The organism is Shinella zoogloeoides (assembly GCF_033705735.1).
GTDB lineage: Bacteria > Pseudomonadota > Alphaproteobacteria > Rhizobiales > Rhizobiaceae > Shinella > Shinella zoogloeoides_A.
Map to the genome: position 1 here is coordinate 2,239,249 of NZ_CP131130.1, position 14,684 is coordinate 2,253,932.

At 65.0% G+C, this 14,684-nt stretch carries 17 protein-coding genes; 13 read left to right on the plus strand and 4 right to left on the minus strand.

From position 1 onward, the window contains the following. Nucleotides 1-11 precede the first annotated feature (11 nt). Nucleotides 12-356: a carboxymuconolactone decarboxylase family protein gene (locus tag ShzoTeo12_RS11265; protein WP_318909755.1), complete on the minus strand. Its 345-nt coding sequence runs from the start codon at nt 354-356 to the stop codon at nt 12-14. 71 nt (nt 357-427) lie between these two features. Between ShzoTeo12_RS11265 and ShzoTeo12_RS11270 the strand changes: the two genes are divergently transcribed. Together ShzoTeo12_RS11270 and ShzoTeo12_RS11275 are read left to right on the plus strand one after the other, a co-directional pair. Next, on the plus strand, nt 428-730 hold the full coding sequence (locus tag ShzoTeo12_RS11270; RefSeq protein ID WP_318909756.1) for a metalloregulator ArsR/SmtB family transcription factor: 303 nt from the start codon (nt 428-430) through the stop codon (nt 728-730). Between the two features lie 2 nt (nt 731-732). Then, a complete protein-coding gene (locus ShzoTeo12_RS11275; protein WP_318909757.1) occupies nt 733-1,266 on the plus strand; it encodes a rhodanese-like domain-containing protein in 534 nt (177 codons plus the stop codon). Between the two features lie 6 nt (nt 1,267-1,272). Here ShzoTeo12_RS11275 and ShzoTeo12_RS11280 read toward each other — a convergent pair whose 3' ends face one another. Continuing rightward, on the minus strand, nt 1,273-1,911 hold the full coding sequence (locus tag ShzoTeo12_RS11280) for an exopolysaccharide biosynthesis protein (RefSeq protein WP_318909758.1): 639 nt from the start codon (nt 1,909-1,911) through the stop codon (nt 1,273-1,275). A gap of 140 nt (nt 1,912-2,051) precedes the next feature. Here ShzoTeo12_RS11280 and ShzoTeo12_RS11285 point away from each other — a divergent pair, with 140 nt between their 5' ends. Continuing rightward, nucleotides 2,052-2,981: a DMT family transporter gene (locus ShzoTeo12_RS11285; RefSeq protein ID WP_318909759.1), complete on the plus strand. Its 930-nt coding sequence runs from the start codon at nt 2,052-2,054 to the stop codon at nt 2,979-2,981. 78 nt (nt 2,982-3,059) lie between these two features. Then, nucleotides 3,060-4,283 carry an OpgC family protein gene (locus tag ShzoTeo12_RS11290; RefSeq protein WP_318909760.1) on the plus strand — a complete coding sequence of 408 codons (1,224 nt, stop codon included), beginning with the start codon at nt 3,060-3,062 and terminating at the stop codon, nt 4,281-4,283. Here ShzoTeo12_RS11290 and ShzoTeo12_RS11295 read toward each other — a convergent pair. Further along, complete coding sequence (locus ShzoTeo12_RS11295; protein WP_119256849.1) at nt 4,264-4,914, minus strand: TetR family transcriptional regulator C-terminal domain-containing protein; 651 nt, start codon at nt 4,912-4,914, stop codon at nt 4,264-4,266. The two genes, ShzoTeo12_RS11290 and ShzoTeo12_RS11295, sit on opposite strands and share 20 nt — an antisense overlap. A gap of 275 nt (nt 4,915-5,189) precedes the next feature. On the opposite strand from ShzoTeo12_RS11295, the gene ShzoTeo12_RS11300 reads away from it, so the two are divergent. The 3 genes from ShzoTeo12_RS11300 (at nt 5,190) to ShzoTeo12_RS11310 (ending at nt 8,342) form a co-directional block, all read left to right on the plus strand. Then, on the plus strand, nt 5,190-6,440 hold the full coding sequence (locus ShzoTeo12_RS11300) for a Zn-dependent hydrolase (protein ID WP_318909761.1): 1,251 nt from the start codon (nt 5,190-5,192) through the stop codon (nt 6,438-6,440). A gap of 73 nt (nt 6,441-6,513) precedes the next feature. Continuing rightward, on the plus strand, nt 6,514-7,968 hold the full coding sequence (hydA, locus tag ShzoTeo12_RS11305) for a dihydropyrimidinase (protein ID WP_318909762.1): 1,455 nt from the start codon (nt 6,514-6,516) through the stop codon (nt 7,966-7,968). Next, nucleotides 7,968-8,342, plus strand: coding sequence for a hypothetical protein (locus ShzoTeo12_RS11310; protein WP_318909763.1), 375 nt, complete (start codon nt 7,968-7,970; stop codon nt 8,340-8,342). Before hydA ends, ShzoTeo12_RS11310 begins: the two co-directional genes overlap by 1 nt. A gap of 26 nt (nt 8,343-8,368) precedes the next feature. Here ShzoTeo12_RS11310 and ShzoTeo12_RS11315 read toward each other — a convergent pair whose 3' ends face one another. Beyond that, nucleotides 8,369-8,776, minus strand: a complete 408-nt coding sequence (locus tag ShzoTeo12_RS11315; protein ID WP_413251094.1) for a cupin domain-containing protein — start codon at nt 8,774-8,776, stop codon at nt 8,369-8,371. Between the two features lie 140 nt (nt 8,777-8,916). Between ShzoTeo12_RS11315 and ShzoTeo12_RS11320 the strand changes: the two genes are divergently transcribed. The 6 genes from ShzoTeo12_RS11320 (at nt 8,917) to ShzoTeo12_RS11345 (ending at nt 14,578) form a co-directional block, all read left to right on the plus strand. Further along, on the plus strand, nt 8,917-9,705 hold the full coding sequence (locus tag ShzoTeo12_RS11320) for an ABC transporter ATP-binding protein (RefSeq protein WP_162911409.1): 789 nt from the start codon (nt 8,917-8,919) through the stop codon (nt 9,703-9,705). Between the two features lie 265 nt (nt 9,706-9,970). Next, on the plus strand, nt 9,971-10,270 hold the full coding sequence (locus tag ShzoTeo12_RS11325; RefSeq protein WP_318909764.1) for an endonuclease domain-containing protein: 300 nt from the start codon (nt 9,971-9,973) through the stop codon (nt 10,268-10,270). Between the two features lie 32 nt (nt 10,271-10,302). Then, a complete protein-coding gene (locus tag ShzoTeo12_RS11330; RefSeq protein ID WP_119256842.1) occupies nt 10,303-11,187 on the plus strand; it encodes an ABC transporter permease in 885 nt (294 codons plus the stop codon). Then, the gene (locus tag ShzoTeo12_RS11335; protein ID WP_318909765.1) at nt 11,184-12,053 is read left to right on the plus strand and encodes an ABC transporter permease; all 870 of its coding nucleotides are present in this window, start codon (nt 11,184-11,186) and stop codon (nt 12,051-12,053) included. The genes ShzoTeo12_RS11330 and ShzoTeo12_RS11335 overlap by 4 nt, the downstream gene beginning before the upstream one ends. Before the next feature lie 22 nt (nt 12,054-12,075). After that, nucleotides 12,076-13,068, plus strand: a complete 993-nt coding sequence (locus ShzoTeo12_RS11340) for an ABC transporter substrate-binding protein (RefSeq protein ID WP_318909766.1) — start codon at nt 12,076-12,078, stop codon at nt 13,066-13,068. A 349-nt stretch (nt 13,069-13,417) separates the two neighbouring features. Then, nucleotides 13,418-14,578 (plus strand): efflux RND transporter periplasmic adaptor subunit, encoded by a 1,161-nt coding sequence (locus tag ShzoTeo12_RS11345; RefSeq protein ID WP_413251095.1) that lies wholly within the window; start codon nt 13,418-13,420, stop codon nt 14,576-14,578. Nucleotides 14,579-14,684: the final 106 nt, after the last annotated feature.

Sequence of the window (14,684 nt, forward strand, 5' to 3'; positions counted from 1 at the left end):
CCGCCGGGGCCTCAGGCCCCGGCGAACTGGTCGTAGGCGCGCATGGCATCGGCCGCATACATCAGTGCCGGCCCGCCCCCCATATAGACGCACATCACCATCACCTCTGCGACCTCCTGTCGGCTGGCGCCCAGCTCGCGCAGCGCCTTGGCATGGAAGCCGATGCAGCCGTCGCAGCGCTGCGTCACGCCAATGGCGAGCGCGATCAATTCCTTCGTCTTCCTGTCCAGCGCGCCTTCGGCGCCCGCGCCCTTCGCGAGCGCCGAGAAGCCCTGCATCGCTTCCGGCGCAAGCTTGCGCAGCTCGCCCATATAGGCCGAGATATCCCTTGTGATCGCCTTGTAGTCCTTCGTCATGCTCGCTCCTTGCGGCTTTACATTTTATATTTTCTTGATATCATAAAAATATAAATCATAAAGAGATGCCCGTGACGATTACCGAAGAGATGCCGGCGAAGGCCGAGACGGTGGCGAATTTCCTGAAGGGACTCGCCAGTTCCCACCGCCTCCTGATCCTGTGTGCGCTGGCGAATGGCGAGCGCAACGTGACCGAGCTGATCGAGGAGACGGGCATTGCCCAGACCTCGATGTCGCAGCACCTCGCCAAATTGAAGGAGGAAGGGATCGTGCGCTTCCGGCGCGATCACCGCACTCTTTTCTACGCCATCGACCATCCGGCCGTGATGGAGATCATGGCCGTGCTCTACGCCCGCTTCTGCGCAAAGGACTGACCATGACCGCATCCGTGTCCCCGAAAGACGCCGCCCTGTGGCTCGCCTCCGGCGAGGCCGTGCTGGTCGACGTGCGCGAACCGGACGAGTTCCGTGCCGAGCACATCGCCTGCGCCGCCTCGATCCCGCTTTCTTCGCTCGGCCACACGCTTGCCGGCGCGCAGATACCTGCCGACCGCAAGATGATCTTCCAGTGCCTGAAAGGCGCGCGCGGCGAAGCGGCCTGCCGGACGGCCGAAGCGGCCGGCGCAGGCCATGCGGTTTACAATCTCGAAGGCGGTATTGCCGCATGGAAGGAAGCCGGCCTGCCCGTCGTCGGCGGTGCCCGGTCGGCGGCGATCCCGCTCTTCCGGCAGGTCCAGATCGCGGTCGGCATCCTGATCGCCGCTCTGGTGGCGCTGGGCTTTTCCGGCCTGACCGCCGCCTTCGCCCTTGCCGGCGTCATCGGCATCATGTTGGTCTTCGCCGGCACCACGGGCTGGTGTGGCATGGCGATGTTGCTGGCGCGCATGCCCTGGAACCGGCAGCCGGCCTGATGCCCCTTACCCGAAGATGTTGAAGCTCTGCCCCGCGCTATAGGCGAGGAAGGCGAGCGCCGTGAAATAGACGATGGTCAGCGCCACCATCGCGTGGCCGGCGAGCACCACCAGCCCGTCGCGCTGCGAGATGCCGGCGGCGAGCAGCAGGATGGCGACGCCCGGCAGCGTGTTGGAAAAGGGAATGAGCCCGAGCGGCGCCATCAGCAGCAGCCCCGCCCCCATCAGCGCCAGCCCGTTGATCCGGTTCATGACGGCGCCGGTCGTCACCGAGGCGAAGCGCGGCTTGAAGAAGCGGTCGATCCGGCGCAGGAACGTCACGCCGCGCTGGAGCACCGGCCGCAGCCGGCCGCTTTCCAGCCGCCGGTCGGCGACCTTTTCCGGCAGCCAGGGCAGCCGGTTCAGCGTGATCGCCGCGCTGATCAGCACGATGCCCGCGCCGAAGACGGTGGAGACGCCGGGGATCGACACGGGAAAGAGGAAGGGCAGCGACAGGAAGGCGCAGAGCAGAAGGAGACCGCTTTCCCCCATCATCGTGAGAAGATCGCGCAGTGTGATGTGCTCGCCCCGGATCGAATGGAGGATGTCCTCGAGCAGTTCGCTCGTCTTGCGGTCGGTATCCTTGAAGCCGATGGCTGCCGTCATGAATTGTCCTTTGCCGTGCCGCGTGTCTGTGGGCGGGGAATGCGGCTTTCCTATGGGCTCTGGCGCATCCTCTCGCCCGAGGCTATGAGCAACGGGGCGGGAGGCGGGCAAGCCGCGCCGCAGACGATAGGATGATTTTCTTGACGAAGCGTATGCCGGCCCCGGCGGGCCTTTCCACCCACGCCAGGGGCCATGAGAAGCTGAAGGGCCATCTCGCCATGCTGCTCTTCGCCGTGCTGATCGCCGGCTCCTTCTCCTTCGGCGGGCTCGCGGCCCGCTACATGAAGGCCGAGCCGCTGATGCTCTGGCGCTATATCCTGACCATCGTCGTCATGGCTGTGCTCGCTTTCGGCGTCTTCCGCGTGCCCACGGCCCTGCCGAAACAGGCGTGGCGCTTCCTGCTGCTCGGCGGCCTTATCGCGGCCTATATGCTGACCATGTTCATGGCGCTGGAATTCACCAGCCCCGTCGCCACCGGCGCGGTCTTCACCCTGATGCCGCTGCTGAGTGCCGCCTTCGCACTGCCGGTGCTCGGCCAGCACACCAGGCCGGGCGTGCTGGCGGGCCTCATCATCGCTGCCGCGGGCGCGGTTTGGGTGATCTTCCGCGGCAATGTCGATGCGATCCTCTCCTTCGATGTCGGCACCGGCGAGATGATCTTCTTCGTCGGCGTCATCTGCCATGCGCTCTATGTGCCGCTGATCCGCCGCTTCGACCGGGGCGAGCATGCCGTCGCCTTCGGCTTCTGGGTCACGGTGGGCGCGACGCTCTGGCTGATACCGCCCGGCATAAGAGGCCTCGTCCAGACCGACTTCTCGGCCCTCCCCCTCACCGTCTACGCCGCCGTCGCCTATCTCGCGGTCGTCACCACGGCCCTCACCTTCCTGCTGCTGCAATATGCCTCGATGCGCCTGCCGGCCTCCAAGCTGCTCGGCTACGGCTACCTGACGCCGAGCTTCATCATCCTGCTGGAAGGCCTGCTCGGCCATGGCTGGGCGAGCCTGCCCGTTCTGGCCGGCGCGCTGGTCACGGCCTGCGGCCTCGCACTGATGGCTTTCCTGCCCGACTGATTTTTTTCGGAACGATCCGCCGCTTCATGCGTTCCGGGCCTGTTGGGGCGCACCTTGAGCAGCGACGGAGTGCGCATTTTGAAGCGATTTGAGATCATCGATGGCATGCGGGGCTATTTCCTCGTCTTCATGCTCATCAACCACCTGATATTCGTCGGCGGCTACTGGATGATGGAGGTGAACCACCGTCAGTTCGCCTTCGTGGAGGACGCGCAGGGCTTCGTCTTCCTCTCGGGCCTGCTGATCGGCATGGTCTATGCCCGCAAGATGCTGAAATACGGCTACGACACCGGGCGCCAGCTCATCCGCAACCGCGCCTTCGAGCTCTACCGCTATGCCATGGGAACGGTGATGGCGGTGCTCGTCGTGCAGATGTTCCTGCCCGATGCCTACCGGCTCTGGTACAACTGGCTCGGCACCACGAATTTCGACGTGCCGCTGCGGCTGGCGGCCATCGCCACCTTCCTCTTCCAGCCGACCTTCATGGATATCCTGCCGCAATATATCGTCTACATGATCTTCGCGCCGCCGCTTGTCTGGCTGTGCCTGCAGGGCAAGTGGGCGCATGTGCTCGCCGGGTCGCTGATCGCCTGGATGGCCGCGCAGCTCGGCCTGCAGCGCTTCGCCACCGAGCCGCTGAACGCCCTCGTCACCGGCGCCGACGGCCAGGGCATCCGCGCCAGCTTCAATATGCTCGGCTGGCAGATCGTCTTCTTCTCCGCCATGGTGATCGGCGTCCTCACCGCGCAGAAGAAGATCGACTGGCAGGCCATCTTCTCGCCGGAGAAGACATTGCTGCCCAAGGCCGCGCTCGCCATCTGCCTGTTCTTCCTGCCGCTGCGCATCGTCACGGCCTGGGACCTGTTGCCGCAAGCAGTGCTGGACAAGTTCGCGACGATGGAGATCCGCGCCGATTTCGGCCCGGTCTACCTCCTCAACTTCGCCGCCGTCGCAACGGGCCTCGCCTGGCTGCTGATCGCCGGTCCGAAGCACCACAATGCCTTCGTCCGTGCGCTCGCCCGCGGCGTGACGGCGGTCTTCACGCTGCGCTTCCTGCGCCTGCTCGGCCGCCATTCGCTGCAGGTCTATGTCTGGCACGTCGCCATCGTCTATGCGGTTTATTATGCGGATGGCCGCACGCCCGCGCTTTCGCAGCTCACCAAGACGACGATCGCGCTGGTGTGCATCGCGCTGCTTCCCCTGCCCGCCCTCTGGCGCGAACGCGAGCAGATCGCCGCCGGCCTCTTCGGCCAGCCGAAGGCCGAACCGGTGGAAACGAAGTCTAGATCTGCTGCTCGCTGATATTGAGCCCGGCGACGAAAAGCTGTTCGAGGAAGCGCGCCGCATCCTCGAACCGCCCCTCGCCGGACTGCCCCTGCCCGAGCACCGCGCGCACCTGCACGTCGAAGTCGGCATAGTGCTGCGTGGTGGACCAGATGGAGAAGATGAGGTGATAGGGATCGCATTTGGCGATCTTGCCGGCCTTCGCCCAGCTGCGGATGACCTCCGCCTTCTCGTCGACCAGCGCCTTCAGCGGCCCCTTCAGCTCGTCCTCGATATTGGGCGCGCCCTGCAGGATTTCGTTGGCGAAAAGCCGGCTCTCGCGCGGGAAATCCCGCGCCATCTCCAGCTTGCGGCGGATATAGCTGCGGATCTCCGAGACCGGATTGCCGCCCGCGTCGAACTCGCGCAGCGGATCGAGCCAGGTGTCGAGGACGCGGGTGATCAGCGCCCGGTGCATCGCCTCCTTGGTGCGGAAATAATAGAGGAGGTTCGGCTTGGACATGCCGGCGACCTCGGCGATCTGGTCCACCGTCGCGCCGCGGAAGCCGTGCAGCGAAAAGACCTCCAGCGCCGCTTCGAGAATCTGCTCTTCCTTGGCTTCCTGGATGCGCGTGCGCCGCTGTGTCCTCGCCGCCCTCGGTAGTGCCATCGTGCCCCCTCGGCGTCCTCCGCCGCGCGGAAAAGTGCCGTCAAATTCACCAGTTTAACCAGCCGCCATTTTCTTGGCGCTCACCAAAGGTTTTTGGTTTTTCGGCTTGAGTGCCGCAACGGAAGCTGTAATGTTTACCAACCGGTCAAATTATCAGACAGTTATCAAGTAAAGGCAACTGCTCTGAACGGACGGCGCAAAAACAACAATCGCGCTGCCGGCCGGTGGGAACAAAATGGGGCCTCAAAGAGCCCGAAGACGTGGGAGCATACGACATGGCCGCACCCGGCGAGAACATGCGTGTCAACGCGGACCGCCTGTGGGATTCCCTCATGGACATGGCGAAGATCGGCCCCGGCATCGCCGGCGGCAACAATCGCCAGACGCTGACCGATTCAGACGCCGAGGGCCGGCGCCTCTTCCAGACATGGTGTGACGACGCGGGCCTGACCATGGGCGTCGACACGATGGGCAACATGTTCATGACGCGCGCCGGCACCGATCCGGACGCCCTGCCCGTCTATGTCGGCTCGCATCTCGATACACAGCCGACGGGCGGCAAATATGACGGCGTGCTCGGCGTGCTCGCGGGCCTGGAGGTCGTGCGCTCGCTGAACGACCTCGGCATCGAAACGAAGCACCCGATCGTCGTCACCAACTGGACGAACGAGGAAGGCGCCCGCTTCGCCCCCGCCATGCTCGCCTCCGGCGTCTTTGCCGGCGTCCACACGCAGGACTACGCCTATGGCCGCAAGGACCCGGAAGGAAAGACCTTCGGCGACGAACTGAAGCGCATCGGCTGGGTCGGCGACGAAGAGGTCGGCGCGCGCAAGATGCACGCCTATTTCGAATACCACATCGAGCAGGGACCGATCCTCGAGGCGGAGAAGAAGGAGATCGGCGTCGTCACCCACTGTCAGGGCCTGTGGTGGCTGGAATTCACGCTGACCGGCCGCGAGGCGCATACCGGCTCGACGCCGATGGCAATGCGCGTCAATGCCGGCCTTGCCATGGCGCGCATCCTCGAAATGGTGCAGACCGTCGCCATGGAGAACCAGCCGGGCGCCGTCGGCGGCGTCGGCCAGGTGTTCTTCTCGCCGAATTCGCGCAACGTGCTGCCCGGCAAGGTCGTCTTCACCGTCGACATCCGCTCGCCCGACCAGAACAAGCTCGACGGCATGCGCGCCCGCATCGAGGCCGAAGCGCCGAAGATCTGCGAGGCGCTCGGCGTGGGCTGTTCCGTCGAGGCGGTCGGCCATTTCGACCCCGTCACTTTCGACCCGACCCTCGTCGCCACCGTCCGCAAGGCCGCCGAAGACCTCGGCTACAGCCACATGAACCTCATCTCCGGCGCGGGCCATGACGCCTGCTGGGCCGCGAAGGTCGCCCCCGCCACGATGATCATGTGCCCCTGCGTCGGCGGCCTCTCGCACAACGAGGCGGAGGACATCTCGAAGGAATGGGCCGCCGCCGGCGCGGACGTGCTGCTCCATGCGGTGATCGAGACGGCGGGCATCGCCGAGTGATCCTCAGCCGCCCGGCCAGCCGGGCGGCTCCACGCGTTGCGTGCACGAAAATCAAGACAGGGAACGGACCAACATGAGCACAGTCATCAAGGGCGGTACCATTGTCACCGCCGACCTGACCTACAAGGCGGACGTCAAGATCGAGGGCGGGAAGATCGTCGAGATCGGCCCGGACCTTTCCGGCGACGAGGTGCTGGATGCGGCGGGCTGTTATGTCATGCCGGGCGGCATCGATCCGCACGTCCATCTCGAAATGCCCTTCATGGGCACCTATTCGGCCGACGATTTCGAAAGCGGCACGCGGGCCGGCCTTACCGGCGGCACGACCATGGTGGTCGATTTCTGCCTGCCCGATCCCGGCCAGTCGCTGCTCGACGCCTTGAAGCGCTGGGACAACAAGTCGACCCGCGCCAATTGCGACTATTCCTTCCACATGTCCGTGACCTGGTGGGGCGAGCAGGTCTTCGACGAGATGAAGACCGTCGTCGAGGAAAAGGGCATCAACACCTTCAAGCACTTCATGGCCTACAAGGGCGCGCTGATGGTGAACGACGACGAGATGTTCGCCTCGTTCCAGCGCTGCGCCGCGCTCGGCGCGCTGCCGCTCGTCCATGCGGAGAACGGCGACGTCGTCGCCGCCATGCAGCAGAAGCTGATGGACGAAGGCAACAACGGGCCGGAAGGCCACGCCTATTCCCGCCCGCCCTCCGTCGAGGGCGAGGCGACGAACCGCGCCATCATCATCGCCGACATGGCAGGTGCCCCGCTCTATGTCGTGCACACCTCTTGCGAGCAGTCGCACGAGGCGATCCGCCGCGCCCGGCAGAACGGTATGCGCGTCTATGGCGAGCCGCTGATCCAGCACCTGACGCTCGACGAGAGCGAATATTTCGACAAGGACTGGGACCACGCCGCCCGCCGCGTCATGAGCCCGCCCTTCCGCAACAGGCAGCACCAGGATTCGCTCTGGGCCGGCCTAGCCAGCGGCTCGCTGCAGGTGGTGGCGACCGACCACTGCGCCTTCACGACCGAGCAGAAGCGCACCGGCATCGGCGATTTCCGCAAGATCCCGAACGGCACCGGGGGCCTGGAAGACCGCATGCCCATGCTCTGGACGCACGGCGTCAACACCGGCCGCCTCACCATGAACGAGTTCGTGGCCGTCACCTCCACCAATATCGCGAAGATCCTCAACGTCTATCCGCGCAAGGGCGCGATCCTTGTCGGCGCCGATGCCGATATCGTCATCTGGGACCCGAAGCGCAGCAAGACCATCTCGGCCAAGAACCAGCAATCCTCCATCGAATACAATGTCTTCGAGGGCAAGGAAGTGACCGGCCTGCCGCGCTACACGCTGACGCGCGGCGTCGTCGCCGTCGAGGAGAGCACGGTCAAGACCCGCGAGGGCCACGGCCAGTTCGTCAGGCGCGAGCCCTTCACGGCGGTCAACAAGGCGCTCTCCACCTGGAAGGAGATCACCGCGCCGCGCAAGGTGGAGCGTACCGGCATTCCGGCGAGCGGCGTCTGATGGGCGCCGGCCGTTCGCTTCCCGCTCTTTTCCTCGGCATCCTCCTCGCCGGTCCGGCGGGGGCGGCGGCCGTGGTCGACGGCAACTATGGCGACAAGGAAGGCTGCCTCTATTCCGAAACCGGCGAATCTTCGGGCAGTGACATCTTCTTCCTTCTCAACAGGGAAGGCGTGACCACCGCCGTTTCCTACTGCGCGTTCAAGGGCGACGGCCGGAAGGTGGGCGGCGCGACGGTAGTGTCGGCCGAATGCCACGAGGAGGGCTCGACCGAGGCGACGCCCTACGAGATGACGCTGACGCCGGACCATGGCGGCTACACGGTCGGCTTTGCCGACGGCACGCGCTGGGGGCCGCTGATGCGGTGCAAGAAGTGACGGGTGGGCATCCGGCATATAGACGCCTACGCGGGAACCAGCGCATCGAGATGTGGCAGAAGCACCACGCTCTCCTGCTCGTGGGGATCTGTCCGGGCGACGACGGCACAGACCGGCGCGTCGGAGAGATTGGCGGGAAGATGCGGCACGCCGGCGGGGATGTAAAACATCTCGCCCGCCCTGACGACGACATGGTTCTCAAGCCGCGCGCCATACCAGGTATGCGCCTCGCCGGAGAGCACGTAGATCGCCGTTTCGTGGCTCTCGTGCAGATGCGCCTTCGCCCGGCCGCCGGGCGGGATCGTCAGCAGATGCATGCAGATGCCGGAGGCGCCGACCGTCTCGCGGGCGATGCCCTCGAAATAGCTGAACCCCTGCTTTCCATCATAGGTTCCGCCCGGGCGCACCACCCGGCATTCGGCCGTCGTTTCCACCGCCATCATCTCCTCCACCGATCCCAGCGTGAGAATTCCGTGCCTAAAGTGATACCGCAGACAATGCCGATTGCAATGCCGGGAACGGACATGCAGTCTGCCGAAAACCGCGCCCTTGCAGGTGCCGAAAGATGACCCGTATGTCCTCGTCCGATACCGTCGTCTCCGCGAAAGATCTCGGCCTGACCTTCCAGACGGCCGACGGCCCCGTCACGGCGCTTTCCGACGTAAACCTTTCCGTCGAGAAGGGCGATTTCGTCTCCTTCATCGGCCCGTCCGGCTGCGGCAAGACGACGTTCCTGCGCGTCATCGCCGATCTCGAGAAGCCGACGTCCGGGGCGATCACCGTCAACGGCATGACGCCGGAGGAAGCCCGCCGGCACCGTGCTTACGGCTATGTCTTCCAGGCCGCCGCGCTCTATCCCTGGCGCACCATCGAGAACAACGTCGCCCTGCCGCTCGAGATCATGGGCTATTCGAAGGAGGACCGGAAGGCACGCATCGAGCGTACCCTCGATCTCGTCAACCTTTCGGGCTTCGGCAAGAAATATCCCTGGCAGCTCTCCGGCGGCATGCAGCAGCGCGCCTCCATCGCCCGTGCGCTCGCCTTCGACGCCGACCTCCTCCTGATGGACGAACCCTTCGGCGCGCTCGACGAGATCGTCCGCGACCACCTCAACGAACAGCTCCTGAAACTCTGGGCCGCGACGCGGAAGACCATCTGCTTCGTCACCCACTCCATCCCCGAGGCCGTCTATCTCTCGACGAAGATCGTCGTCATGAGCCCCCGCCCCGGCCGCGTCACCGACGTGATCGAATCCCCGCTGCCCAAGGACCGCCCCCTCGGCATCCGCGAGACACCGGAATTCCTGGAGATCGCGCATCGGGTGCGGGAAGGTTTGAGATCGGGGCATAGCTATGAGGAGTGAGGTCGCGTTCGTGATGAAGACCCCTCCCCAACCCCTCCCCACAAGGGGGAGGGACTTACGATGCCGCGCCGGCTGTGGTTCTTCAATAAGGCTGCTGCAAGTAGAAACGGCGCGAAAGTGCAAAGCGGATCGGCAGATTAAGTCCCTCCCCCTTGTGGGGAGGGGTTGGGGAGGGGTCTTCGCAATGCCGCACTCGAACATTCCGGCAAGGACAAGAACACGTGCCCAGACGCTCCGCCACGAACGAACGAAGGCAGAGCAGGCGATGTGGGACATCCTGCGCGATTTCCGCCCACGCGGCGCCCGCTTTCGCCGTGAAACGCCGATCGGTCCATATATCGCGGACTTCGCATGGCTTTCGGCCAAGATCGTCGTCGAGGTCGACGGCGACAGCCACGAAACGGAAAGCGGCCGGAAGCACGACGCACGCCGCGATGCCTTCCTTCAATCTCAAGGTTTCACTGTCCTACGTTTCGACAATGATCAAGTTCTCGATGGTCCGGACCACGTCACCGTAACGATCGAAGGCAGGATAGCCTCACATCTGAGGAAGGAGACCGCCTGATGCCCCTATCCTCCCCGTCGCGGAGCTGACCCATGGAACAGGCAAGTTTTCTTCGCGACCGCCTGCTTCCGATAGGCACCGTCCTTATCGCCCTCATCGCGCTCTGGTATGTCTTCTCCGCCGTGCTCAATGCGCCCTTCGAGCGCGATACGGCGGCGCGGGCCGGCGGGACGATCGGCTTCATGGAGCTGCTGCCGAAGACCATGGCGCAGGAGCGGCCGGTGCTGCCGGCGCCGCATCAGGTCTTCGCCGAGCTCTGGGACACCACCGTCAACAAGGCGATCACCTCCAAGCGCAGCCTCGTCTATCATGCCTGGGTCACGCTGTCGGCGACGCTGCTCGGCTTTGCCATGGGGGCCCTGCTCGGCATCCTGCTCGCCATCGCCATCGTGCATAACCGCGCCATGGACCGCTCGCTGATGCCCTGGGTCATCGCCAGCCAGACGATCCCCATCCTCGCCATCGCGCCGATGATCATCGTCGTGCTGAATGCCATCGGCATATCGGGCCTGATGCCGAAGGCGCTGATCTCGACCTACCTTTCGTTCTTCCCCATCGTCGTCGGCATGGTGAAGGGGCTGCGCAGCCCCGAGCAGATCCAGCTCGACCTGATGCACACCTACAATGCCTCCCCGGCACAGACTTTCTGGAAGCTGCGCTGGCCCGCCTCCATGCCCTATCTCTTCACCTCGCTGAAGGTGGCGGTCGCGATCTCGCTGGTCGGCGCCATCGTCGGGGAGCTGCCGACGGGCGCCGTCGCCGGCCTCGGCGCGCGCCTCCTCGCCGGCTCCTATTACGGCCAGACGGTGCAGATCTGGGCGGCGCTCTTCATGGCGGCGGGCGTTGCGGCGCTGCTCGTCATCATCGTCGGCATCGCGCACAATCTCGTCCTCAAGCGCATGGGGGCACGGGCATGAATGCATCGATCCTGATCGCCGCCGTCGTCTTCTGGCTCGCCGCCTGGGCGTTCAACGAATGGCTGGTGCGCCGGAAATTCCTGAGTCCCGCCGCCGACCGCGCCGCACGCCTTGCCGTGCCGCTGATCTTCGGCGCCACCATCCTCGTGCTCTGGGAAGGCATCGTCCGGAGCTTCAACGTCCCCTCCGTCCTGCTGCCGCCGCCGAGCATGATCTGGACGCGGCTCATCGGCTCCGTGCCGACGCTCTGGGCGGATTTCCGCCAGACCTTCCTGAAATCCGTGCTGGTCGGCTACGCGCTCGGCTGCGGCCTCGGTTTCCTCGTCGCCATCCTCATCGACCGCTCGCCCTTCCTGCAGAAGGGCCTGCTGCCGCTCGGCAATTTCGTGTCGGCTTTGCCGGTCATCGGCGTCGCACCGATCATGGTCATGTGGTTCGGCTTCGACTGGCAGTCGAAGGTCGCCGTCGTCGTCATCATGACCTTCTTCCCCATGCTGGTGAACACCGTTTCCGGCCTTGCCGCGACGAGCCACATGGAGCGCGACCTGATGCGCACCTATGCCGCCGACTGGTTCCAGACGCTGGTGAAACTGCGCCTGCCGGCCGCCTGGCCCTTCATCTTCAATGCCCTCAAGATCAATTCCACGCTGGCCCTCATCGGCGCCATCGTGGCCGAGTTCTTCGGAACGCCCATCGTCGGCATGGGTTTCCGGATCTCCACGGAAGTGGGCCGCATGAATGTCGACATGGTCTGGGCCGAAATCGCGGTCGCCGCGGTGGCTGGCTCCGTCTTCTACGGGATCGTCGCGCTTGTCGAGCGGGTCGTCACGTTCTGGCATCCGTCTGTCCGCGGTGGACAGGCTTAACAAGAAGAAAGAGGGAACTGACATGAAAACGAAGATCGCATCGCTGCTTGTGGCAAGCGCCTTCTCGCTTGCCGCGTTCCAGGCCGGGGCCGCCGACAAGGTGACGCTCCAGCTCAAATGGGTTACCCAGGCCCAGTTCGGCGGCTACTATGTCGCGAAAGACAAGGGCTTCTACGAGGAAGAGGGCCTCGACGTCGAGATCAAGCCGGGCGGCCCGGACATCGCCCCCGCGCAGGTGATCGCCGGCGGCGGCGCCGATGTCATCGTCGACTGGATGCCCTCGGCGCTGGCAACGCGCGAGAAGGGCGTGCCGCTCGTCAACATCGCCCAGCCCTTCAAGTCCTCGGGCATGATGCTGACCTGTCTGAAGGAATCCGGCGTCAAGGGCCCGGACGACTTCAAGGGCAAGACGCTCGGCGTCTGGTTCTTCGGCAACGAATATCCCTTCCTCTCCTGGATGAGCCACCTGAAGATCCCGACCGAGGGCGGGCCGGACGGCGTGACCGTCCTCAAGCAGGGCTTCAACGTCGATCCGCTGATCCAGAAGCAGGCCGCCTGCATCTCGACCATGACCTACAACGAATACGGCCAGGTCCTCGATGCCGGCATCAAGCCGGAAGACCTCGTCACCTTCAAATATGAGGACCAGGGCGTCGCGACGCTGGAGGATGGCCTCTACGTGCTGGAGGACAAGCTCAAGGACCCGGCCTTCAAGGAGAAGATGGTCAAGTTCGTGCGCGCCTCCATGAAGGGCTGGAAATATGCCGAGGAGCATCCGGACGAGGCCGCCGAGATCGTTCTGGAGAACGACTCGACCGGCGCGCAGACCGAAGCGCACCAGAAGTTCATGATGGGCGAGGTCGCCAAGCTGACCGCCGGCTCCAACGGCGCGCTCGACGAGGCCGACTACAAGCGCACCGTCGAATCGCTGCTCGCCGGCGGTTCCGATCCGGTCATCTCCAAGGAGCCGCAGGGCGCCTGGACGCACGAGATCACCGACGAAGCGCTCAAGTAATCAGTGACTTGCCGGATACTTGCGACGTGCGGGGCCCTGCGCCCCGCACGTTTCGTTTTGAGGTATCGTCCCGGCATCCTTCCGCCGCCATGGAAATGCCAAACACCTAAAATAATGAGGCACCATTTCGTTACCCCTTGTAAGCGCTGGAAACGCCGATTACATAGACCGCGCAGTTGGAACCTGGAGAGGCCGGAAGCCGTTCCGCGTCCGCCATACTGGCAGGAATAAGTCCGGCATAATCAAAAGAAGAGCGCCCGGACCAAGATCATAAAGTCATGCTTTTGGGAAAGTTCGGCCTATGGCTTCTGGACACAGGACAGTTCTCTCTTTTTCCGTCGCTGCATTCATGATGGCCGCGCCTGCCCTCGCCTTTGCCGCCGATGCGTCGACGGGCGATGCCGCCGGGCAGGAACAGACGCAAAATCTTCCGGCAATCGTCGTCACCGCCGCTGAAAAGCGCCCCGTCGTCGACCGCGTGATCGCCACCGGCACCGTCCAGGCGGTGGAGGAGGTCTATGTGACGCCGCTCGTCGATGGCCTTTCCATCCGCACGCTCGCCGCCGATGTCGGCGACCGGGTGGAGGCGAACGGCACGCTGGCGACGCTCAACGACGACGCGCTCGTCCTGCAGAAAAGCCAGACCGAGGCCTCGCTTGCCAAGGCGAACGCCGCCCTCGCGCAGATCAAGGCCCAGCTCGTCGAGGCGAAGGCCAATGCGGACGAGGCCGTGCGCGCCCGCGACCGCGCCCAGCGCCTCGTCAAGTCCGGCTCACAGTCACAGGCGAATGCCGATCAGACCGTTGCCACGGCCGATGCCGCGCTCGCCCGCGTCAATTCCGCCGAACAGGCGATCGCTGTTTCCGAAGCCGACATCAAGGTGGCGCAGTCGCAGATCGACGACATCGACCTGAAGCTTGCCCGCACCGCCGTCAAGTCGCCGGTCGCCGGCGTGGTTTCCGCCCGCACGGCCAAGATCGGCGCAATCGCCAGCGGCGCCTCCTCCCCCCTCTTCACCGTCATCCGCGACGGGGCCATCGAACTGAAGGCCGATGTCTCGGAAGACGCGATCCTCAAGCTCGCGCCGGGGCAGAAGGCGACCGTCACGCTCGCCGGCGGCGCGGCGAAGCTCAAGGGCGACGTGCGCCTCGTCGAGCCGACGCTCGACGCGCAAAGCCGGCTCGGCCGCGTCTATATCCGCTTCGACGAGCCGGGCAAGGCGCGCGCCGGCATGTTCGCGAGCGCGGAGATCGTCATCGAGGAACGGCAGGGCATCGTCCTGCCGCTTTCCGCCATCACGACCGCGGACGGCAAGACGGTGGCCCGCAGGGTCGAGAACGGCGTGGTGAAACTGGTCCCGGTGGAAACCGGCATTCAGGACGGCCAGGTGATCGAGATCGTCAGCGGTCTTGCGGCGGGTGACGAGGTGGTCGCGAAGGCCGGCGCTTATGTGCGCGACGGCGACCGTATCAACCCGGTCCATGCCGAGGAAGCCTCGGCCACGAAATGACGGGAGGCCCCGCCGGTCGCGGGGCTGCGATGCCGGGCTGGGGCGCCCGGCGGCATGACGGACGGTCCGGGGCGGATCGCTCCGAGGGAACGTCCGGTCTCGCAAA